This is a genomic window from Flavobacterium longum, assembly GCF_965137575.1.
GTDB classification, from domain to species: Bacteria; Bacteroidota; Bacteroidia; order Flavobacteriales; family Flavobacteriaceae; genus Flavobacterium; species Flavobacterium longum.
Window position 1 is genome coordinate 644,609 of the sequence record NZ_CBCRZJ010000001.1, and the last position, 22,155, is coordinate 666,763.

Genomic DNA, 22,155 nt, shown 5'->3' on the forward strand with positions numbered 1-22,155 from the left:
CATCGTGGCCTCGCGCCGGGCTGTCCGCTGTATCTTTTGCTCGTGGCCTCGCAAAAGGATGCCGCTTCCATCCCTAACGCGGCCCAACCTTGAACTTTAAACTTTGAACCTTAAACCATTTAACGCTCAAAAACTTAAATCCTACTTAATTTTTCCCTAACTTAGTTTCGCCGAAAAAAAATTGCGACTTTCCGGTGAAAAGAAAACTACACAAACGTTCCCGTGTCCAGCGGACGAATGGCTTATTACTACAAATGATAATGCTGTTCTTCGCTACGGTATTTTACGCAGCGCCGCCAGAATTCACGCTCACGGTCACCAAAACCGACGAAAGCTGTCTGGGCAACGGCACGCTCTCGTTTTCGGTATCCGGGACAGATGCTGCCGCAACCGTGGAATACCGCATTTTCCAATTGCCGGACACGATCAATCCCATCGCCGTACAAACCGCCAGTTTCCTCGGCGGGCGCGTCGCCGGAACGTATTTGGTTGTCGCCGTGCAAACCCTCAATGGCGAATCCAACAGCCAGCAACAGCAAGTCACAATCAACAATACCATCGTCCCGCTCACGTACAACGTCAACAGTACCGATGCACTCTGCGGACCGGACGGCAGCATTTCCGTCACCATGACCTCCGGTATCGGTGCGTTCTATGAAATCATTTCGGGACCGGTTATCCGAAGTCCGCAAACCGCGCCGGTTTTCACCAACATTCCCGCCGGCCAGTACGAAGTGCGCGTCATCGACAATTGCGGCGTCGGCTGGGTGACCACGCATACGGTTGTTTCAGACGCCGTCGAAATAAACATCGGGCCGGTACAATTCCCCGAACCCGAGCTGCCCAGTTGTAACAGCGTAGTGATTTCCAACACGCTCACGCCATCGGCCAACGATGCGCTCACCTACCCGATTTCGCTGCAATACACGCTATATCCGCCAGACGGCAGCGGCCCAATCATCATGACCAAAACCTTGGCATCGGGCGGCGCCGCCAGCGAAGACGTGCAAACCATCGTTCCGCTGTATTATGGCCAGCCATACATGTACGACCTCGCCGTGACAGACCACTGCGGCAACGTTTTTACACTCACCAACAATGTTGTGGATGCAACGCTTACCGTGGCATTGCTGGCCGAATTCGCAAAATGCGGGCAAAAGTTCCTGACACTTAACCCGGGTTTTTACGTCTTGCCCATCAGCGTGAACTGGATTGCCGCGCCCGCCGGTTTTGACCCGACCACTTTCAATCCGAACCATCCCGGACCATTTACTGAAGTTCCCATTGCTTACGGTGATTTCGACCATCCGGTGCCGTGGGGCAATTACGAAGTCCAGATTACCGATGCGTGCGGCCACACCGCGAATGCGCAAATCGAGTTGGAATATGTGCCGCCTCAACCCACGGCCGAAATCGAACCGTATCCCGGCTGCCAATCCAACACAAGCGCGGTGACCATCAAGATTCCGGGTTTTAAAATTGTATCGGGTATCATCACGGCAGCGCCGGCAGCATACGGAAACCCGATTCCGCATGATGTTTCATCGCTTATCAACGCCGATGGCGAACTCATCCTCGATCCATTGATTACCGGCAATTACACCGTACACCTCATCGATGATTGCGGCAACGAATACGACTATGATTTCTTCGTGCCCGATACGGCTACTTCCGTAACGCAACTCACCCGCCCGGATTGCACGCCCGGTACCGGCGGCGTTCGCATCCGTGGCAGCAGTACGGTCTTGACGCAAGCCATCATGACGGCAGCTCCGTCTGGTTTTCCGCAACCGATGCCGTACGACGTGACGTCCAACATTTCGTCCATCGGCACATTTTCCATGGCCGATTTGATGCCCGGTAATTATTCGTTCACGGTGACCGATAATTGCGGATTGCAACACCAGGTCAATGCAACCATCGCGGGTTATGCCGTGTCCACCAACAATTTTTCGATATCGCCCAACTGCGGCTCTTTTGATTTTACACTGAATCATGTATCCAATGCGAGCGCGACGTTTTATCTGCAACAATTGAATCCGGCCACCGGAAATTGGCAACATCCGGGAACAGGCGCGGCTTATGTGGAAGGCGCGGTGCCGTCTGCACTCACCGGCATCCCGATCATGCCCAATACGACGACATTGAACCTGACCTACACCGGGCAATTCCGGATCATCAAATATTTCCAGGGATTGGAAAACGGCAACGTCGGGTCTTTCCGGGATTGCATCGAAATCATCCAGACGTTTGAATACACGGGCATTTTCGCGATCATCGGTTTCGAAAAAATCACCTGCGACGGCACTTCGGCTTCCATCCGCGTGCTCACCAATGGTGTCCCGCCACTGACCTACAAAATCATCAAGAAGAATGGCCTGCCCTTTTTCGTGGACAACGGCAACAACAACGTCTTTACCGGATTGGAACAAGCCATCTACACCTTTCAAGTGCAGCACGCGTGCAACCACATTGCCACCGGCGATGCCAATGTGGCACAGTTACCGTCTTTGGCTACGGCCACGCCACCTGACGACATGGAAACCTGCGACGATAGCACCAATAACGGCACGGAAACTTTCATTTTGAATTCACAAAATGACCAAATCCTCAATGGACAAAACCCGGCCGATTTCCAAGTGACGTATCACCTATCGGCCAACGATGCCACGCTCGGCATCAACCCGTTGCCCGATGCATACGTTTCCGGAAACACGACGATTTATGCGAGGATGAAATACCTGCTCAGCTCGACGGATTGTTTTGACGTGACTTCGTTCCAACTCATCGTGCATCCGTATCCGGTACCTCCAATGCCAAGCCTTTGGGGATTGTGCGAAGGCGGCAACGTGACTATTACGGCGCCGCCGGGTTATGACAGTTATGTATGGTCCACCGGGCAACAAAACGTGCAAGCGATTACCCTGTCACAAAGCGGGCAATACACTTTGACGATTACCCAAGGCGATTGCACGGGCGTATTCCCGTTTGAGGTTACAGCCTCGAACGCCGCTACGATTCAGGATATTGTAGTTGACGACTGGACGGCCGACGACAACTCGATTACGGTTGTCTTGACCGGAGACAGCGTCGGGAATTATTTATATTCCTTAGACGGCGTTCATTTCCAGACGTCGAACGTATTTGTTGGTTTACCGGCAGGTGAATACACAGTACATGTCAAGGACGACAACGGATGCGGTACTATCAACGACACGGTGTTCCTGCTGAATTACCCTAAGTTCTTTACCCCGAACGCCGATGGCTACAATGACTTCTGGCGCATCAAATTCTCTGAGAACGAACCCCACTTGATGACCTACATATTTGACCGATACGGCAAACTCATCACCGGATTCTTGCCCGACAGCCCCGGCTGGGACGGCACCTATAACGGTGAACCTTTGCCTTCTACGGACTATTGGTTTTTGGTAAAACGCGAGAACGGCAAACTGTATCGCGGGCATTTTGCGATGAAACGATAATTTTTAACTACTTTACAAAAAATTCTCCATGAAAAAAATCTACCTGCTTGTCACGTCGTTGATCGTGTCGGTTTGCTTTTCGCAAAACACCTACATTCCCAATCCTGAGTTCGAACAGGCTTTGATTGATTTGGGATATGATTCCGGGGCAATCGATCATTATGTTCCTTCGGCGAACATAGCAGGCGTAACAACCATTGACTTGGGCTTCGAAGGTTCACTCGAAGGACTCGAGGATTTTACGTCTTTAATTGAACTACACATCACTAACCCTACGCTTGAAAGCTTGGATTTAACAAATAATGTGGCCCTCCAGACGTTAACGATATATTCCTATTCTTCTAATTTTGACGCGCTGGATCTTTCTCAAAACACTGCATTGACGACCTTGGAGGTTTGGAGCGCTTCCCTCAATGACTTGGATTTGTCGCAAAACACCAACCTTAATAAACTCACACTGTATTGTTTAAGCGATTTTCCTTACAGTTACGATATTTCGGCATTATCGGCATTGGAAGAATTTAAGCTTAGCGCAAACATCACGCAGATAGATGTTGCCGCCAATGCGGCCTTGAAGAAACTTGATGTCACATCTTCAAATTTTGCCATCACAGACACGCCTATCTATTTCCCTGACAACAATGCCTTGACAACGGTATGGCTCTCGGCACCCATCGCAAATGATTCCTTCCTCAACAACCTTCCGATGGTAAAGAACATGGTTATCATGTCGAATGCAATTGAAAGTTTTGACAGCACACCTTTGCCGGCATTAAAAACGCTGCATTTGGTCAGCGATACGCTCGATACCTTGGTCGTATCCGGTAATCCTGCGCTGGAAATACTTTCTGTTGGCCCCATGAACGCCCCTGGCAATTTAGTTGAGGCGTTGGACGTAACACAAAACACAGAGTTAAAAGCGCTTCATTTCATCGGTTCGGACGCAATCACCAACCTGGATGTCAGCCATAATTTGAAACTCGAGCTTTTGAATGTACATGGCGGATTTTCGACATTGGATATCTCGCATAACATTAAATTGAAAGAACTGGCGATCGGGTATTCGCAGATTGATGCAATCGACACCTCACAGAACCAATCGCTTGAAACATTTCGATTGTATCATTCGTCAATCTCGAGTGTCGATTTGTCACAAAATCCATTAATTTACTATGTGATGATCGCAGACGTGCCGCTTACGGAAATCGATTTAGCCAACAATCCGGCTTTGCAGACCTTAGCGCTTCGGGAAATTTCAACAATGACAAACGTTGATTTGGGTCAAAATCCAGATTTGGTTTCGTTCGAGGCTTCAAACACAAGCCTCACCAATATCGATCTATCAAATAATCCTGACTTGCTGTATACCATACTGACGGACAATGTACAGTTAAATGCCGTAGACCTACGCAACGGCAACAATGAAGCCATGCACACACTCTATATCATCGGCAATCCTGAGCTTCATTGCGTCTATGTCGATGATGCAGCGGCCGCCTACATGAACAATGATGTATGGCTTTACGGATTTTACGACGGCAATGGTTATGCAAATGATGAGGCCGGCTGTGCGCTTTCGACAGATCAGCCGCAGCAACAACAGATGATGGTAACGCCAAATCCTGCCTCCGACTATATCATTTTTGGTGACGGCAACAAAATTCCCGATTTGGTTACCGTTTATGACATGACCGGCAAAATAATCGCGAGATTCGATAACCAAAACCAACTCGACGTGTCGTCATTGAGCAAAGGCATTTATTTGGTGCGGATACAGACCGGCGGCAACGAATCGGTCACCAAACTCGTCAAGTTGTAGCCTGGGCCATGGAATCGATCGCGCAGCAACAATATGAATGGGTTAAAGATTCCCGACGCGTCCTGTTCGACTATTGCCGGACGATTGCACCTAAACATTTTGTGGACCAGAATACTACTTTCGGGCGCGGCGGCAGTATGCGGAATTTGCTTGTGCATATCGCGAACACCTATCAATTCTGGATTGCAAATACAGGGTTGCAAATGAACATCGGTTATCCGGGATACGAAGACCTCCATAACATCGACGAAGTAATCCGGCTATTTGACGACGTTGATGCATTTATGGATACGTATATTTCCCGAATCGACGACCGCGACATTCCATATGAAATCGGCGGTGTCAAAAGCAATGCGAAACCATTGAAACTCTTTACGCACGTGATTACGCACGAATACCATCACAAAGGGCAAATCCTATCGATTTCACGACATTTGGGCTATGTTCCGGTTGATACGGATGTTATGCGATAAGGCAATGCTGCGTTAGCGATGGCAGCGGAAATCCTTTTGTGGAAACCTCACAGGTTTTGAAAACCTGTGAGGTTTAGAAAAAGATTGTAGCGTACAGCGCGGGCCAAAGGCAACGCCCAAAAAAAAAGCCGTCCGAAGACAGCCTTATTTTAATGTGAAATGTTTTCCATTTCGGAAGGTTTATGTTCGTGTTTGAACAGCAACATGAACAAAACGGCAATGGCCAGCGCGTAGCCTGCAAACGACAGCCATATCTGGTGCCAGTCTTTCGTGCCATTGCCGAGTGTAAAGAACTCGTCAATCGCGTAGCCGCTGATTTGACTACCCAGATACGCACCCACGCCGTTGGTCATCATCATGAACAAACCTTGCGCGCTCGAACGGATGCTGGAATCGGTCGTTGTTTCCACGAAAAGTGAACCGGAGATGTTGAAGAAATCGAACGCCATACCGTACACGATGCACGACAGGACAATCATCCACAAGCCGTCGGCCGGATTGCCGTAAGCGAAAAGCCCAAAGCGCAGCACCCAGGCCAGCATCGAGAACAACATCACTTTCTTGATGCCGAAACGTTTCAGGAAAAACGGTATGGTCAAAATAAAGACGGTTTCCGATATCTGCGAAATCGACATGATGATCGTCGAATATTTCACGACGAAAGATTCCGGACCGTACAACGGATTGTTCTTGAAGTCATCCAGAAAAGTGTCGCCATACATGTTGGTGAGTTGCAACGCGCCGCCCAACAACATCGAAAACATAAAGAACAGCGCCATTTTGTAGTTTCCGAATAAGGTAAAACCGCGCAACCCCAACTGGTCAATCACGCCGGCGTCTTTTGCGATGCTTTTCGGCGGCGGGCATTTCGGCAAGGTAAAAGCGAAAATCCCGAGTAAGATGGCCATGACGGCCGCGATGATGAACTGGTTCGCGTTGGCCTTGCTTCCAGACAGGTTCGTAATCCACATCGCGACGATGAAGCCGATCGTGCCCCAAACCCGTATCGGCGGGAACACTTTCACCACGTCGTAATTGTTGTTCTTCAGGATGGTGTAAGCGATGGAATTCGAGAGTGAAATCGTGGGCATGTAAAAAATCATGGCCACGAAAATCACATAATACAACGTGTCGGGATCGGTCACTTTGGGCACGTAGAACAATACCAAGCCGTAACAGATATGCAGCAAACCATAGAGTTTTTCGGCGTTCATCCATTTGTCGGCGATAATCCCGGTAATGGCAGGCATGAACAACGACGACAACGCAAGTGTCGAAAAAATCGCCCCGAACTTGGCACCGGCATTTTCCCCGGCCGCCAACGGACTATTGAAGAAGTATGTCGCAATCGTGATGAGCCACGCGCCCCAAACAAAGAATTGGAGGAAACTCATTAAGGTCAACCGTAATTTTATGCTCATGTCTTTTGGTTTTATAGCTGGCGTAAATCTAAAAAAAAACGCTTACAAAAAAATAATTTTCACAAGCGCTCGATTAGGGCCAAGACCTTCGCGAATTGTTCCTCGCGGGTCAGGTGGGAATTGTCTATTTCTATGGCGTCATCGGCCTTGCGGAGCGGCGAATCGTCCCGGTGCGTGTCAATATGGTCGCGCGCCACGACATTCTGGAAGACTTGTTCGAATGTGGCAGGCTGGCCTTTCGCCTTGAGTTCTTCGAAACGGCGTTCGGCGCGGGTATGCGGGCTGGCGGTCATGAAGATTTTGAGTTCCGCGTTCGGGAATACCACGGTACCGATGTCGCGGCCGTCCATGACGATGCCTTTTTCCGTGCCCATGGCTTGTTGTTGCTCTACGAGCTTGGCGCGCACTTCAGATACTTCGGCGATCTGGCTTACGAAACTGGACACCGCTATGGAACGGATCTCGGTTTCGACATTTTTACCGTTCAGGAACATTTCGCCAAAACCCAAATCCGGGTTGAAGATGAATTGCAACTTGATGAACGGTAAACCAGCCACAAGCGTTTCCTTATCGAAAAAACCCTCGCCGATATAGCCGTTTTCCATCGCGAAAAGCGTGACGGCACGATACATGGCACCCGTGTCTACATAAACGTAGCCGAGGTGTTTCGCGATTTGCTTGGCCAGCGTGCTTTTGCCCGTGGAAGAATAGCCGTCTATGGCAATGGTGATTTTGTCAGTACTCTTCATCGCCGAAATTGATGGTTAACCCGAACAGGCTGGTGTTGGCGGCCAATGTATATCGGGAATAAGAATAATTGAATTTGAGTTTGTTGACTTTCAGGCCGATGCCGACCGAAATCCCGGAAAATGCGCGCTGTTCCAACAAACGCAATTCCTCGGCGCGGCGGAAGTTGTATCCGATCCTGATGTTGAAGCCTTTCTTCGGGAAAACCTCAGCACCGATGATCACGTGCCGGAGCGCATTGTTGAATACCGATACTTTCTCTTCGGTCTGGCCGCCATCAATGTTGCCCACGGCACGCGCCGGATTGGAAAATGCGACTTGCCATTGTTGGAGGTTCTCCAGGGTCAAATGCCAGCGGATCGGTACATTTTCGAGTTGTTGCGAAACCCCGGCAATGATTTCCAACGGCAAATTTTCACGGGTTTCCGCGTAAGTCGTGATTTGCGCGCCGACGTTTCGTACCGTCAAGGCGACGTTTAGCCCAGAATCTTCGTTGACGTAAATGCCGCCGAAATCGGCCGCAACACCGAAAGACTGGTAACTTTCCAGTGTCGAGGAAATCGCCTTGAGATTCGCCCCGATGTAGATGTCGGTTGCCGGGATATTGTATGCGTAGCCGAAGGACAGCGCAATTTCACTTCCGGTAAAGTCTGCAGTGCGCACCCCGTTTTCGTCGTAACCTTCAAAACTGCCGTAATTGACATAATTCACCCCGCCATGGAAAGTTTGCACATGCCGGTCGTATGTATAAGCGTAGGCCGCCGTGCCGTAAGTGACTTCCCCGAAAAGGCTGCCGTAATTGATGGACAGGTGGTTGTCCATTTCATCGTTGATCGTCGCGGGGTTGAAAAGACCAGTGTTGACGTCGGCATCATATACCGTAATGACTTTTCCGCCGAGTGCGGCTTGACGCGGTGAAGTCATCAAATTCAGGAATTCATAGACTGCTTTTCCGCCTACCTGCGCATGGATCGCAACTGTAGTGAATAACGCTAACAGGCAGAGGATTTTTCTTGGCATAGCAATCTCGTTACGCTAAAGATAACGCAGACGCGAAGATATTATTTTTTTGCCACCCGAACTAAACCGCATTTGTTTTTAGCCGCCAGCGCCATCTGCGGAACGGCCTCACCCAAAACAAAAAAACCACGAATTCGCGACTACATAAAATTCGTGAATTCGTGGTTAAACCCGCCGCTGCAGAAGCTAGTTCAGTACTTTAGCGTTCTTGACTTTGTCGGCGGTAAGCGCCACCTTAATGACTTCACTCATTTCGGTCACGTAGTGGAACTTCAGCCCGGCGAGGTATTCGTCGTTGATTTCGTCAATGTCGCGCTGGTTTTCTTTCGACAATACGATTTCTTTGATGTTGGCGCGTTTTGCCGCCAGGATTTTCTCTTTGATGCCGCCTACCGGAAGTACTTTTCCGCGCAGGGTAATCTCGCCGGTCATGGCAAGGTGTTTCTTCACTTTGCGCTGCGTCAGAAGCGACACCAAAGACGTAAGCATCGCGATGCCCGCACTCGGTCCGTCTTTTGGCGTAGCGCCTTCCGGAATATGGATGTGGATGTTGTATTTCGGCAGGATTTCCGGATCGATGCCCAAAAGTTCGGCGTTGGCCTTGATGTATTCCAGGGCAATCGTCGCCGATTCCTTCATGACTGTACCTAAATTTCCAGTCAAGGTCATCGTGCCTTTTCCCTTGGAAATCAGAGACTCTATAAAAAGAATATCGCCACCTACTGTAGTCCAAGCCAATCCAGTAACCACGCCGGCCACATCGTTATTCTCATATTTATCGCGCTCCATTTTTGGCGTGCCCAATGCGTTGACAACGTCTTCTTCGGTCAGTTTTACGTTGTACGGTTCGTCCATGGCAATGGATTTGGCCGCACCGCGGATGACTTGGGCAATCTTGGCTTCAAGGCCGCGCACGCCCGATTCGCGGGTATAACCTTCGATGATTTTTTCCAGTATTTTTTTGGATGCCGTCAAGTCTTTCGGTTGCAGGCCGTGCTCTTTGAGTTGTTTTGGGAACAAGTGTTGGCGGGCAATTTCGACTTTTTCTTCTATGGTATAGCCAGACATCTTGATGACTTCCATCCTATCGCGCAATGCCGGCTGGATCGTCGCCATGTTGTTGGACGTCGCGATGAACATGACTTTAGACAAATCGTAACCCATTTCGACAAAGTTGTCATAGAAGTCATTGTTCTGTTCTGGATCGAGGACTTCCAAAAGCGCCGACGACGGATCGCCTTGGTTGCTCACGGAAAGTTTATCGATTTCATCGAGCACAAAAACCGGATTGGATGTCCCGGCCTTTTTCAGGCTTTGGATGATCCGGCCTGGCATGGCTCCGATGTAGGTTTTACGGTGTCCGCGGATTTCGGCTTCGTCGCGCAAACCGCCCAATGAAATCCTGACATACTGCCGTCCTAACGCTTCGGCGATGGACTTCCCGATGGAAGTTTTGCCCACGCCCGGCGGCCCAGTCAGGCAAATAATCGGCGATTTCATGTCGTTGCGGAGTTTGAGTACGGCCAAATGCTCAACAATGCGTTTCTTGACGTCGTCCAGCCCGAAATGGTCGCGATCCAGGATTTTCTGCGCGCGTTTCAGGTCGAAATTGTCTTTGGAATAATCGCCCCAAGGCAATTCCAGCAACAATTCCAGATAGTTTCGCTGGATGCCGAAATCTGGCGCCTGCGGATTCATGCGCTGCATTTTGGCCAATTCCTTGTCGAACTGTTTCCGCGTTTTATCGTCCCATTTCTTGCCCTTGGCCTTGAGTTTCATTTCCTCGATTTCCTGATCGTGCGAAACGCCGCCCAATTCTTCTTGGATGGTTTTCATCTGCTGGTGCAGGAAATACTCGCGTTGTTGCTGATCAAGATCGAAACGGACTTTGGACTGTATGTCGTTCTTGAGCTCGAGCTTCTGCAACTCCACGTTCATATAACGAAGCGTTTCTAATGCACGCTCTTTTAAGGCGTTCATCGCCAGCAAATCCTGCTTCTCTTTCACGGTCAGGTTCATGTTCGAGGACACGAAATTGATCAGGAATGATTGGCTTTCGATGTTGCGGATGGCAAACGTGGCTTCGGTCGGGATGTTTGGGCTTTCCTTGATGATCTGGATGGCGAGTTCCTTGATGGAATCGATGATGGCCAGAAATTCAGAATCGTGCTGGCTTGGCCGCTTTTCTTCGACTTCCTTGACCATCGCCATCAAATAGGGCTTTTCGGCCGTGACGGCATCGATCTGGAATCTTTTCTTGCCTTGTAGGATGACGGTGATGTTGCCGTCGGGCATTTTCAGCACGCGAAGGATTTTGGCGACCGTGCCCACGGTATGGATGTCGTTCTTGGTCGGGTCTTCGTCTTCCTCGTTCTTTTGGGCAACGACACCGATGGTTTTTCCGGCGGCGTTGGCATCATTGATGAGTTTGATGGATTTGTCGCGGCCCGCCGAAATCGGAATCACGACACCCGGAAAGAGCACGGTATTACGGAGCGGCAAAATGGCCAACGACGGCGGTAATTCCTCGTTGTACATTTCGGCCTCGTCCTCGGGCGTCATGAGCGGAATCAATTCGGCATCCGAATCGTATTCGTGAAGTGACAAATTGTCAAAGGTGAAAATATTGTGGTTTGGCATAAAGCGATTAGGGTGTCAGCTTGACATTAGATTGTTGCAAATAGTTAACAAAGGTAGCACATCGAATCAAGAAAAAAATGCAAAATCGATGTACGGTGCATTAATTCGGTACAAAATCCTGATGGCCTAATTCCGTGCCATAAAAAAATCCGCTTGCCGCGGATTTTTGCTTTTTATCGGTTCAAGATTCGTCAATAAGCGACGTCAAAACTGCCCGCCGTAATGCTGTAAGTGGTTGAACCTATGGTGACGTTACCCGAGAATGTGCCTTTGATGCGGTCGTCCGTTACTTCAGAGATGCTTACGCTACCAGAAGTAGCAGTGCCCTCTTGACCTGCAGCATTCGTATAGATGATCTGGACGCCGTCGGTATTCAAACTGCCGGTAATAGGATAGCTGCCTACGCCCAATTCGGTACTGACGGAAACCGTCATCGCTTCACCGTTGGCATTCTCGACACCGATGGAAATCACCTCCACTTCATTAACCGAAATTACAGCGGTCAACAGATTATTCTGGTTGAAATTCACGCCGTTCACTTTCGCGAAGAACGTATCGTTCGTAGGGCTGTCGGTAGTATAAGGCAAGTCCGTAAACACACCATTGGTAATTTGCTTCGGTGCTGGCGGAGAAGTATCTTCGAAATCACTCCAATATCCCGTAAAACTAAAAGTTCCGGAAATGGTTTGGTTTACGGTATCGATCTCGGTTACAATAACAGAACCTACATTCTGTTCGCCGTCTTCAGGATTAACTGCCCACCAGCCAAATTCGGAGCCAGCCGGGTTGTACGTCAATATATTGTCCACTGAGCCATAAGTTCCAGTGGCAGTCCCGTCAAGTATGAATCCGAAATTATCACCTGAAGGCCGCACCGCAGTAATCTGGATGGCACCGCCTGTGATGTAAACCAAGGTCGTGGAAGCGGTGTATTGCGAACCGTCTATGGTGGCTTTGAACTCGCCTTCGGTTGGATCGGTCGGATCGGTCGGGTCAGGAATGACGATGGCCGGATCTACCGGTTCGAGGTCTTGTGTACAAGAAGTGAAATTGAACGCCGCAAACAGGAGCATGAATAACGGCAGGAACTTTATGTTTTTCATTGGTAGCAAATAAAATTTCCCAAATATAGACAAAATACGTTCGGTTGGAGAACGATATCGGTTAAAATTCAAAGTTCTTTACACGTGTGCGTTGGCTTTCGGGACGCGGCGCAACAGCAGGATTCCGACAAAAAAGAACAGCGCCAAAAATACGATGGACAAACGCGGGCTACCGGTAATCTGGTCGATGATGCCATAGACACACATCCCGATCACGATGCCAATCTTCTCCGATACGTCATAAAAACTGAAGAACGATGCCGTGTCCTCGGTTTCGGGCAGCAGTTTGGAATAAGTCGAGCGAGACAACGCCTGGATGCCGCCCATGACCAAGCCCACGAGTGAAGCCATGATGTAAAAAGCCGTCGGCTGGGTAACAAACCAAATGGTAATGCACAGGGTAAGCCAAATCAAGTTGATGACAATCAGCGTGGGAATGTTTCCAAACCTATCCGAAGCGCGCGAAGTCAGGAACGCGCCGAGCACGGCCACGAGCTGAATCAAAAGTATGCAGATGATCAAGCCGGTCGTGCTTTCGCTTTTGCTGGCCCATTCAATTTCCCCTTCCCCGAAATAGGTGGCCACGAGCATGACGGTCTGCACGGCCATGCTGTACACAAAAAACCCTGACAGATAGCGCTTTAACGGGATGTTTTCACCGAGCATGCCCCAGACTTTCTTGAGTTCGCGAAAACCGTTGAAAATGACCGCGCGTGTGACTTTGTCGGCATTCTTATTCCCTCTCGGCAAATAATAATAGGTGTACTGGCTAAACAAAATCCACCATGCGCCTACCATGACAAAGGAATAACGCATCGCCGCGACTTTATCCGCATCGGCTTCGGCGCCCATGATCATGACCAAATTGACGATCAGCAACAAGACGCTCCCGATATAACCCATGGAATAACCACGCGCGCTGATGCGGTCTTGCTGTTCCGGGAACGCGATGTCCGGCAAATAAGAATTGTAGAACACCAGACTGCCCCAGAAGCCAATCAATCCGAAGAAATAAAATACCAGCCCGAGATAGATGTTGTCGGTATCAAACCAAAACAAACCCATGCATGACAATGCCCCGACGTAGTTGAAAAAGCGCATGAAGTTCTTTTTGTTCCCGACGTAATCCGCGATGCCGGAAAGCAATGGCGACATGATCGCCACCACCAGGAATGCGGCCGCCGTCACGAAACTGATGAGCGCCGTATCCTTGACTTCGGTCCCGAAAACATGTACGTACTCCTGCCCTTTCGCAAACAGCGACTTGTAGAAAATCGGGAATACGGCCGAGGAAATCACCAGCGGATATACCGAGTTTGCCCAATCGTAAAACGCCCATGCGTTGAGCAACTTGCTACTGCCTTTGGGTAAATTTTTCATGCGATCATTTTTAAATAAAAAAGCTGCCTTTTCAGACAGCTTCGAAGATATGGATTTTTTCAGACCGACGCAGGTTAAAAATTCACACCGAATTTCTTCGCATTGGCTTTGGCTTTCGGAATCAACTTCCTGATATTGGCGATGCGCGTGGCGTCCGACGGGTGCGTACTCAAGATTTCCGGCGGCGCATTCCCGCCGGCCTTGGCCGACATTCTTTCCCAGAACGCAATTGCCTGCTCAGGATTGTAGCCCGCAATCGCCATTAAGGTCAGTCCGATTTCGTCGGCTTCGCTTTCATGACTACGGCTAAATGGCAACATGACACCTACCGTTGAGCCCAATCCGTAGGCTTGCCCGATGATTTGCTGGGTCGATTCACTTTGCCCGCCGGCAGCTACCGCTACGCCCACACCAACAACTTGTTGCAATTGGGCCGCGCTCATGCGTTGTGCGCCGTGGTTGGCCAGCGCGTGTGCTACCTCGTGTCCCATGACGGTGGCCAATCCGGCTTCGTCTTTCGTGATGGGAAGAATGCCTGAATAGACGACAATTTTACCGCCGGGCATGCACCAAGCGTTCACTTCCTTGCTCTCGACAAGTTTATACTCCCAGGCGTAGCCCTCAAGGTATTTGGATTGCCCGATGGAATTCAGGTAACGTTCCGCGGCGCTCTTGATTTTCTGGCCCACGTTGGTCACGCGGTTGGCGTCGGCTGTTCCCGAAATGACTTTGTTCTCTTTCAGGAATTGGTTGTATTGCTGGAACGCTGCCGGGAAGATCTGGTCGTTCGACACAAAGTTCAAGTTCTTTTTCCCCGTGAACGGATTGGTCGCACAGGAAAACACCAAGCCCGCACCGAGCAGCACCAGACCTGATTTGACAAGGTATTTTTTCATGATTGGGAGTTTAATTTTAACAAGGATAAAAATACAAAACCAAGCCAAACAATGTTTACATCGGCTGGGTTATTTGTTTACATTTTTTTTCGGTCACCCGATGATGTGCAACTCGTTGAAATCCTTGTCGATGACCAACGTATTGTTGTCGAAGGCGACGTTGTCTAAGGTGATTTTCTCGTTGTCTAGTTGGATTTTCTTCACCTTGAACGGCAATCCGTGCAGGTTGATGCGGAACTTGGCGTACGCCGTATCGAACTTGCCTTCCTTGTGTTGTTGGATGATGAGTTGGTCTTCCTTGCCGATAAGGCGGAATGTGGTCAGGCTGTATCGGCCTTTGTTGTAATCATAGCCATCCTGCGCATCTTCGTACAGCATCGATTTTTCCTTGCCGAGCTTGTAGTAAACCTCGAGCGTAATTTCATCGAATTGTTTTTCGCCGACGTATTGTTGCACCGGGTATTTCGGGATGATGGCGCCTTCCTTGATGAAGATCGGGATTTGGTCGTAATCCGTCGCGACCCAGGCTTCCTTACGGCCCGAGACGATTTCGCCCGTCCAGTAATTGTACCAGTTGCCTGTTGGGATGTACATCCTGCGGCCGAGTGAATTGGCTTCCAGGATTGGGCACACCAGGATTTGGTCGCCGAAGATGAATTCGTCGGTACGGTAATGCGTCTGCGTGTCTTCCTGATCGTAATACACCAGCGGTTTGAGCATCGGCACGCCTTCGTTGACGTACTGCCAGAACATCGTATAAAGATAGGGCAGCAATTGGTAACGGAGCGACACGAATTTGCGGGTAATGTTGATGACATCTTCATCAAACGACCAAGGTTCCTGATCGCCGTGGTCGCCGGAGGAATGCGTCCTGCAAAATGGATGGAACACACCGAGTTGGATCCAGCGTGCGTACAATTCGCCCGAAGGCTGTTCCGCAAAGCCGCCAATATCGGAACCCGTGAAACCCATGCCCGACATGGACATGCGTTGCATCTGGATGTTTGCAATCCAGAGGTGTTCCCAAGTGGCTACGTTGTCGCCGGTCCAGGAACTGGTGTAACGCTGCGCACCCGAATACGCCGAACGGGTAATGATGAACGGTCTTTTCGGATAGGCAAAACGCTTCACACCTTCGTACGTGGCGCGCGCCATCTGTGTTCCGTAGATGTTGTGTGCTTTCCGGTGTGAACACGGGTTGCCATCGTAATCGTGACGGACGTCCATCGGGAACGTCTTGCCCGGCACTTCCATCACGGCCGGCTCGTTCATGTCGTTCCAGACGCCTTTCACGCCGATATCGGAAATCAATTCCTTGAACAATCCGGCCCACCATTCCCGGACGACCGGGTTGGTATAATCAGGAAAATTGCATTCGCCCGGCCAGACTTTGCCTTTCATGTACGGCCCGTCGGCGCGCTTGCAGAAATAATCGTTGGCGATGGCTTCGTTGTAAATCGAATATTCCTTGTCGATCTTGATGCCCGGATCAATGATGACGACGGTCTTGAAACCATCCGCGGCCAACTCATCGACCATGCGTTTCGGATCGGGGAAATAATCCTTGTTCCAGGTGAAGCATCGGAAACCGTCCATATAGTCGATATCGAGATAAATCGCATCGCACGGAATCTGCAATTCGCGGAACTTGGCCGTGACTTCCTTGACCTTGCTCTCCGGATAATAACTCCATTTGCATTGGTGGTAACCCAGCGCCCAAAGTGGCGGCATTTCCGGCTTTCCGGTCAGATGCGTATAGGTCGTGACGACATCTGACATTTGCGGGCCATAGACGAAATAGTAGTTCATTTCGCCGCCTTCTGCCCAGAAACTCGTAACGTTCCGACGCTCGTGGCAGAAATCGAAAAACGTCCGGAAGGTATTGTCGAAGAAAATCCCGTACGCGGTTTTATGGTGCAACCCGATGTAAAACGGAACGACTTTGTACAACGGTTCCTGGTCTTTCTGGAACGCGTACTGGTCTGTCGCCCAATTCTCAACGCGTTTGCCCTTTAAATTCAGGTGCGTGGCCTTGTCGCCCAACCCGTAGTAGCTTTCGCCTTCCTTGGCAGCCTTGCTCATCTTGACGATGTTGCCGCCAAACTCGTAGCTTTCTTCCCAATGGAAACCGAGTTCGTCCTCCAGCAGGGCGTTTCCTTCGGTATCGAAAATCGCAATCCGCAAATCTTCTTTTTGGATGGTGCAGACGACTTTACTTGTCTTGATGATGTAGGCCTCGGCTTCTTCGGTGACTTCGAGGAAATTGTAGCCGTGGGATTGCGTTTTGTCTATCGCATACGAAAAATCGTTATTGAAATAGCCTTTGGTCGTGTAGCGAAACCGGATCAGGCTGTCGCGCAAAACCGTGACCTTTAAGATGACGCTGTTGTCGGTATGGAAATAAACGGAATCGACTTCTTTCTGAAAGGCGGTGATGCGTGTCGGGAACAGGTCGCCTTTGTATTCAAGTTCGGTGTTGGTAATCATAAGTCTGTTTTGAAAACGGGGTGGCCAAACATACAAAAAACCACTTTTCGATGGCTCAAAAAAGTGGTTTTTCTACGACAACGTTGTAGTATTGACAACTATGGAAACAATCTGGATTTTCGCATAATCAGCATTAGCTTTTAACAAATTTCGACGTATATCTTTTATCGTCGGCACGGAGTTCCAATATATAAGTTCCCTCAGGTAGGCTACTTACATCTATTGAATCGGGAAAGTCATTGCTTGTCACCAAAACCAATTGTCCGACCGCGTTGAATATCTTTACCGATGAAATGTTGAGCTGCTCAAAACCCATTAAAGACAGTATCGAAGAAGCCGGATTCGGAACGACAGCCCAGGTTACTTCCGGCTCATTGGTTCCGAGCGAGCAATTTCCATCGATGACACATCCTGTATAACCGTAGGCATTTACTTTAGCTTGTACATAGGCAAATTCACTATCGTCAACGCAAATATGAGAAAGTGTGGGATTGCCGCTAAAACTTGTTGGACTGGTATTGTTTACGCCATTTTTCATAAAAAGCGATGTGAGTAGATTGTTATCGGCATAAAATCTCTTTGCACTACATGAAGTAAGGTCGAGCACTGTCAACTGATTGTTCCCGCATCTAAACCAAGGCTGCGGATTATTTAACGGTTGGCTCATGGTATTGGAAAGGTTTAGAGATGTCAGCTGGTTGTATCCGCAATCGACCGATTCAAGGTGTATCATGTTTGAAAGGTCAAGCGACGTGAGTTGATTATTAAAGCATTCTAAAAACTCCAAATCGACACCGGGCCCGAACTCGAGCGTTGTCAATTGATTCCACTGCACACCCAATCTCTTTATTGAAGATGGAAAAGTAAGAGCCGACAAATTATTGTAACCGCAATTAAGATTTTGAAGGTTGCTGCACACCGCGGCAGAAAGCGAGGTCAACCCGGTATTGAAAATAGATAGTGTCGTGAGCTGGCTCACACCGCTTAAATCAATACTCTGCAACGGACAAAAATGAATTCTCAAATCTGTAATCGACGGCACCGACCCACTGAATTCGACAAGCATTCCGTCCTCGATGCGAAGAACTTGCAACGAGGGCGGCAATGCCGAGGGATTAAGCGAAGAAAAGTTAGTTTGTGCGGTCGAAAAAAGCAACTCGGAAAGATTGGTAAAATACTGCAATCCTTCAAAATTATTCACCGACAAGTCGCTTGGTGACTGGATAATAAACACATTTTGCGCTTCCGAAACCTCGATTTCCCCATTTGCATTTGTATCCGGATTTATTTCAAGCCCTTGCTGATCAAATGAATACTGCAGAATAGCATTTTTTAATCCTTGGTCAGTGAAATTTATTATTTGAGCTTTCGCCGATAACACGGCAAATAGAAATAATAGGCAATTGCTAAGTTTCATGGTCTTTTTTTTGCAAACGTAGCAATCTTCATCCGTACCTTAAAACAATAGTCGCCAAAGGTGCTAATTTTAACACCGCAGAAAATTCACGCCCGTTCCACGGCATCGCATCTGTTTTAATCGGGCTGGGATTTCCGACACCGCTTCCGCCGAATCTGGCATCATCGGTGTTGAAAATTTCGGTCAACTTGCCTTTGGTTGGGATGCCGATGCGGTAATCATCCCGAACCACCGGTGTCATGTTGCAGACCACGATCAAGTTTTCTTTCGGGTTGTTTCCTTTCCGGATGAAACTGATGACGGCATTTTCATGGTCGCCGTAGTTGATCCACTCGAAACCTTCAGCCGAAAATTGTTTTTCGTACAGCGCCGGATGCGATTTGTATAGTTGGTTCAACGCCGCGATGGTATTCTTGATGCCTTTGTGGAAATCATATTCCAACAAATGCCAGTCGAGGCTTTGCTCGAAATTCCATTCTTCGGATTGCCCGAATTCGGCACCTTGGAACAACAGTTTTGCGCCCGGATGCGTAAACATACAACCGTAGAGCAAGCGCAAGTTCGCGAAACGCTGCCATTCATCGCCCGGCATCCGGCCTAAAATGGAACGTTTACCGTACACCACTTCGTCGTGCGAGAGCGGCAACATGAAGTTTTCCGTGAAAGCGTAAGTGAGCGAAAATGTCAGGTCGTTCTGATGGTATTTGCGGTAAATCGCGTCCTTCTTGAAATATTCGAGCGTGTCGTGCATCCAGCCCATCATCCACTTCATCCCGAACCCAAGCCCGCCGATGTATGTAGGCCGCGACACCATCGGGAATGAGGTGCTTTCCTCTGCAATCGTCTGGACATCAGGAAAATGGGCATACACGGCTTCGTTGAAATCCTTGAGGAACGAAATCGTATCGAGGTTTTCGCGGCCGCCATAAATGTTCGGTTCCCACTCGCCGTCCTTTCTGGAATAATCCAAGTATAACATCGATGCGACTGCATCTACGCGCAAGCCATCCACATGGTAATGCTGCAGCCAGAAAATGGCATTTGAAATCAGGAAACTGCGTACTTCATTCCTGCCGTAATTGAACACCAAACTTTTCCAATCTGGATGGTAGCCTTTGCGGATGTCCGGATGTTCATAGAGGTGCGATCCGTCAAAAAAGCCGAGCCCGTGCGCATCACTCGGAAAATGCGACGGCACCCAATCCAGGATGACGCCGATGCCGGCTTGGTGGAGTTTATCGACCAAGAGCATGAAATCCTGCGGCTTCCCAAAGCGCGAGGTCGGCGCGAAATAGCCCACGAGTTGGTAACCCCAGCTCGGGTCATACGGATATTCCATGACCGGCATGAATTCTACGTGGGTGAATCCGGTTTCCTTGACGTACTGCACCAGATCGTCGGCGAGTTCTACATAGGTCAGGAATTGGTTGTCGCCCTTGCGTTTCCATGAACCAAGATGCACTTCGTAGACCGAAAAAGGTTTGTCTAGTGCGTTGTGGTTCTGGCGCGCGCCCATCCATTTGGCATCTTTCCATTTGTAGTCCAGATCCCAGACGACCGATGCCGTGTGCGGTGGTTTTTCGCAGTACAACGCGAACGGATCGGCCTTTTCGGTGATGACGCTGCCGTTGTTCGATTGGATTTTATACTTGTACAATGCGCCTTTCTCGACGCCGGGAATAAATCCTTCCCAAATGCCCGATGCATCCCAACGGACATTCAGCGGATGCTCGCCCTGCAGCCAGTAATTGAAATCGCCCACGACAGAAACATTGCGGGCCGACGGCGCCCAAACGGCGAAATACACGCCTTTTTGCCCATCGACTTCGGCAACGTGCGCACCAAGTTTTTCATGCAACCTGAAGTGTTTTCCTGCCTTGAACAGGTCGATGTCGAAATCGGTAAAAAGAGAATGTGGAATAACTTTACTCATGATATTTTGTTTGTGGCCCGACAAATAATTTGTAGCCGATGTAGGAAACTAGAATTAGCCCCATAATAATTAATAAACTGAATGTGTCGCTGATGGCAAAGCCCATGAACAATGCGATCGTCACTAAAAGCGCCAGCCATGTTGAATACGGATACGCCCAAGCTTTGTACGGACGTGGCAAATCCGGTTCTTTTTTTCTGAGGATAATCAATGATGCAAAGGCAAATCCGGTGACGATGATCATCATGAAGGTCGCCAATCCGAAAAGTTGTTCGAACGAGCTGACGATAATCAGGATGAACGCAAATGCATAACAAATCATCAGCGAAAAATAGGGTGTTCCGCCGTTGTTGACCACCGTACTCTGTTTGATGAAAAATTTGTCGCGCCCCAATCCGTAAAGAATCCGTGACGGAATCATCATATAGGCATTCAAGATACTGACGAGCGAGAAAATCGCGACGGCCGTCATCAAGGTTGCGCCCCATTCGCCAAACGCAACGTTCGCGGCATCGGCGGCGGCCAATGGAGATTTCGCGATGTATCCGACCGGCATCACGTACAGGATGGCTGCGTTGATCAATACATACAACACGGTAACAGTAAGTGCGCCCATCAGGTACGATTTCGGGATGTTCTTGTTTGGGTCTTGGTCTTCTTCTGCGAAAAAGGAAACCGACATCCAGCCGTCATAAGTGCCCATGATGAGTTGCAGCGATTTAAATAGGGCGATAACCACGCTGCCTTCGATCATTCCGTTTGGAATTGGCAATCTTCCCGTTTCAACCGGATGCGGACCATGTATAAAACAGCCCACAATCAACACCAAAAATAACACGATCTTTAAGGCACTGGTCACTTTCTGGGTGAAACTCCCGCTTTTAACACCCGGCAAATTAACGAGCATAAAAATGGTGAGGAAACCCAAGGAAATCCATTTTTGATGGCTGGCGAATTCCGGAAAAACCAACACGGAATATTCACCAAGCACGATACAGAAATAGGCTGGTGCGATGGCATTGGTGATAAAATCAAACCATCCGTTAATGAAACCGGCGTAATTTCCGAACGCGCGCTTGATGTAATTATATGCGCCGCCGGCCTTGGGCATCATCGTGGTCAATTCTGCGTAAGCGCTGGCCGAAAGCATGATATACAACCCGACGGCAATCCAGCAACACATGATGATTCTAGCGTCCGGAATCAACGCAGCGATACTTCCCGGCGTTCTTAAAATCCCACTGCCGATCGTCGAACCGGTCACCACGGCAAGCCCAAAGGCGATACCGAGTACTTTTTTAAGATGGTTTGTATGGGATAGGTGTTGCGCCATC

14 protein-coding genes are annotated in these 22,155 nt (G+C 49.3%); 3 read left to right on the top strand and 11 right to left on the bottom strand.

Annotation, left to right across the window (positions count from 1 at the left end):
• The first annotated feature begins 260 nt into the window (after positions 1–260).
• From ACM9J1_RS02915 to ACM9J1_RS02925, 3 genes are read left to right on the top strand one after another with little or no spacing between them, the layout of a single operon-like run.
• Positions 261–3,485 (top strand): T9SS type B sorting domain-containing protein, encoded by a 3,225-nt coding sequence (locus tag ACM9J1_RS02915; protein WP_415580421.1) that lies wholly within the window; start codon positions 261–263, stop codon positions 3,483–3,485.
• A gap of 28 nt (positions 3,486–3,513) precedes the next feature.
• Entirely contained in the window at positions 3,514–5,304 is a 1,791-nt protein-coding gene (locus tag ACM9J1_RS02920; RefSeq protein ID WP_415580422.1) for a T9SS type A sorting domain-containing protein, read from the top strand.
• An 8-nt stretch (positions 5,305–5,312) separates the two neighbouring features.
• Positions 5,313–5,777 (top strand): DinB family protein, encoded by a 465-nt coding sequence (locus tag ACM9J1_RS02925; protein ID WP_415580423.1) that lies wholly within the window; start codon positions 5,313–5,315, stop codon positions 5,775–5,777.
• A 149-nt stretch (positions 5,778–5,926) separates the two neighbouring features.
• On the opposite strand, the gene ACM9J1_RS02930 is transcribed toward ACM9J1_RS02925, so the two are convergent.
• The 11 genes from ACM9J1_RS02930 to ACM9J1_RS02980 form a co-directional block, all read right to left on the bottom strand.
• Entirely contained in the window at positions 5,927–7,198 is a 1,272-nt protein-coding gene (locus tag ACM9J1_RS02930) for a nucleoside permease (RefSeq protein WP_415580424.1), read from the bottom strand.
• 59 nt (positions 7,199–7,257) lie between these two features.
• On the bottom strand, positions 7,258–7,947 hold the full coding sequence (gene cmk, locus ACM9J1_RS02935) for a (d)CMP kinase (RefSeq protein ID WP_415580425.1): 690 nt from the start codon (positions 7,945–7,947) through the stop codon (positions 7,258–7,260).
• Entirely contained in the window at positions 7,934–8,965 is a 1,032-nt protein-coding gene (gene porQ, locus ACM9J1_RS02940; protein ID WP_415580426.1) for a type IX secretion system protein PorQ, read from the bottom strand. Before porQ ends, cmk begins: the two co-directional genes overlap by 14 nt.
• Before the next feature lie 186 nt (positions 8,966–9,151).
• Entirely contained in the window at positions 9,152–11,605 is a 2,454-nt protein-coding gene (gene lon / locus ACM9J1_RS02945) for an endopeptidase La (protein ID WP_415580427.1), read from the bottom strand.
• A gap of 191 nt (positions 11,606–11,796) precedes the next feature.
• The gene (locus ACM9J1_RS02950; protein WP_415580428.1) at positions 11,797–12,708 is read right to left on the bottom strand and encodes a DUF6252 domain-containing protein; all 912 of its coding nucleotides are present in this window, start codon (positions 12,706–12,708) and stop codon (positions 11,797–11,799) included.
• Between the two features lie 78 nt (positions 12,709–12,786).
• Entirely contained in the window at positions 12,787–14,088 is a 1,302-nt protein-coding gene (locus ACM9J1_RS02955) for an MFS transporter (protein WP_415580429.1), read from the bottom strand.
• Between the two features lie 74 nt (positions 14,089–14,162).
• Complete coding sequence (locus ACM9J1_RS02960; RefSeq protein ID WP_415580430.1) at positions 14,163–14,984, bottom strand: M48 family metallopeptidase; 822 nt, start codon at positions 14,982–14,984, stop codon at positions 14,163–14,165.
• A gap of 93 nt (positions 14,985–15,077) precedes the next feature.
• A complete protein-coding gene (locus ACM9J1_RS02965; protein WP_415580431.1) occupies positions 15,078–17,471 on the bottom strand; it encodes a glycoside hydrolase family 31 protein in 2,394 nt (797 codons plus the stop codon).
• A 133-nt stretch (positions 17,472–17,604) separates the two neighbouring features.
• Positions 17,605–18,888 carry a T9SS type A sorting domain-containing protein gene (locus tag ACM9J1_RS02970; protein WP_415580432.1) on the bottom strand — a complete coding sequence of 428 codons (1,284 nt, stop codon included), beginning with the start codon at positions 18,886–18,888 and terminating at the stop codon, positions 17,605–17,607.
• Between the two features lie 28 nt (positions 18,889–18,916).
• Positions 18,917–20,821, bottom strand: coding sequence for a 1,4-alpha-glucan branching protein GlgB (gene glgB / locus ACM9J1_RS02975; protein WP_415580433.1), 1,905 nt, complete (start codon positions 20,819–20,821; stop codon positions 18,917–18,919).
• Positions 20,814–22,154: an APC family permease gene (locus ACM9J1_RS02980; protein WP_415580434.1), complete on the bottom strand. Its 1,341-nt coding sequence runs from the start codon at positions 22,152–22,154 to the stop codon at positions 20,814–20,816. Before ACM9J1_RS02980 ends, glgB begins: the two co-directional genes overlap by 8 nt.
• Position 22,155 lies beyond the last annotated feature (1 nt).

What these genes read in the sequence shown, in the direction of transcription:
- porQ (WP_415580426.1), bottom strand. Translation starts at nt 8,965, where the DNA reads ATGCCAAGAAAAATCCTCTGCCTGTTAGCGTTATTCACTACAGTTGCG.
- ACM9J1_RS02920 (WP_415580422.1), top strand. Translation starts at nt 3,514, where the DNA reads ATGAAAAAAATCTACCTGCTTGTCACGTCGTTGATCGTGTCGGTTTGC.
- ACM9J1_RS02955 (WP_415580429.1), bottom strand. Translation starts at nt 14,088, where the DNA reads ATGAAAAATTTACCCAAAGGCAGTAGCAAGTTGCTCAACGCATGGGCG.
- ACM9J1_RS02930 (WP_415580424.1), bottom strand. Translation starts at nt 7,198, where the DNA reads ATGAGCATAAAATTACGGTTGACCTTAATGAGTTTCCTCCAATTCTTT.
- ACM9J1_RS02980 (WP_415580434.1), bottom strand. Translation starts at nt 22,154, where the DNA reads ATGGCGCAACACCTATCCCATACAAACCATCTTAAAAAAGTACTCGGT.
- ACM9J1_RS02925 (WP_415580423.1), top strand. Translation starts at nt 5,313, where the DNA reads ATGGAATCGATCGCGCAGCAACAATATGAATGGGTTAAAGATTCCCGA.
- ACM9J1_RS02915 (WP_415580421.1), top strand. Translation starts at nt 261, where the DNA reads ATGCTGTTCTTCGCTACGGTATTTTACGCAGCGCCGCCAGAATTCACG.
- glgB (WP_415580433.1), bottom strand. Translation starts at nt 20,821, where the DNA reads ATGAGTAAAGTTATTCCACATTCTCTTTTTACCGATTTCGACATCGAC.
- ACM9J1_RS02960 (WP_415580430.1), bottom strand. Translation starts at nt 14,984, where the DNA reads ATGAAAAAATACCTTGTCAAATCAGGTCTGGTGCTGCTCGGTGCGGGC.
- ACM9J1_RS02970 (WP_415580432.1), bottom strand. Translation starts at nt 18,888, where the DNA reads ATGAAACTTAGCAATTGCCTATTATTTCTATTTGCCGTGTTATCGGCG.
- lon (WP_415580427.1), bottom strand. Translation starts at nt 11,605, where the DNA reads ATGCCAAACCACAATATTTTCACCTTTGACAATTTGTCACTTCACGAA.
- cmk (WP_415580425.1), bottom strand. Translation starts at nt 7,947, where the DNA reads ATGAAGAGTACTGACAAAATCACCATTGCCATAGACGGCTATTCTTCC.
- ACM9J1_RS02965 (WP_415580431.1), bottom strand. Translation starts at nt 17,471, where the DNA reads ATGATTACCAACACCGAACTTGAATACAAAGGCGACCTGTTCCCGACA.
- ACM9J1_RS02950 (WP_415580428.1), bottom strand. Translation starts at nt 12,708, where the DNA reads ATGAAAAACATAAAGTTCCTGCCGTTATTCATGCTCCTGTTTGCGGCG.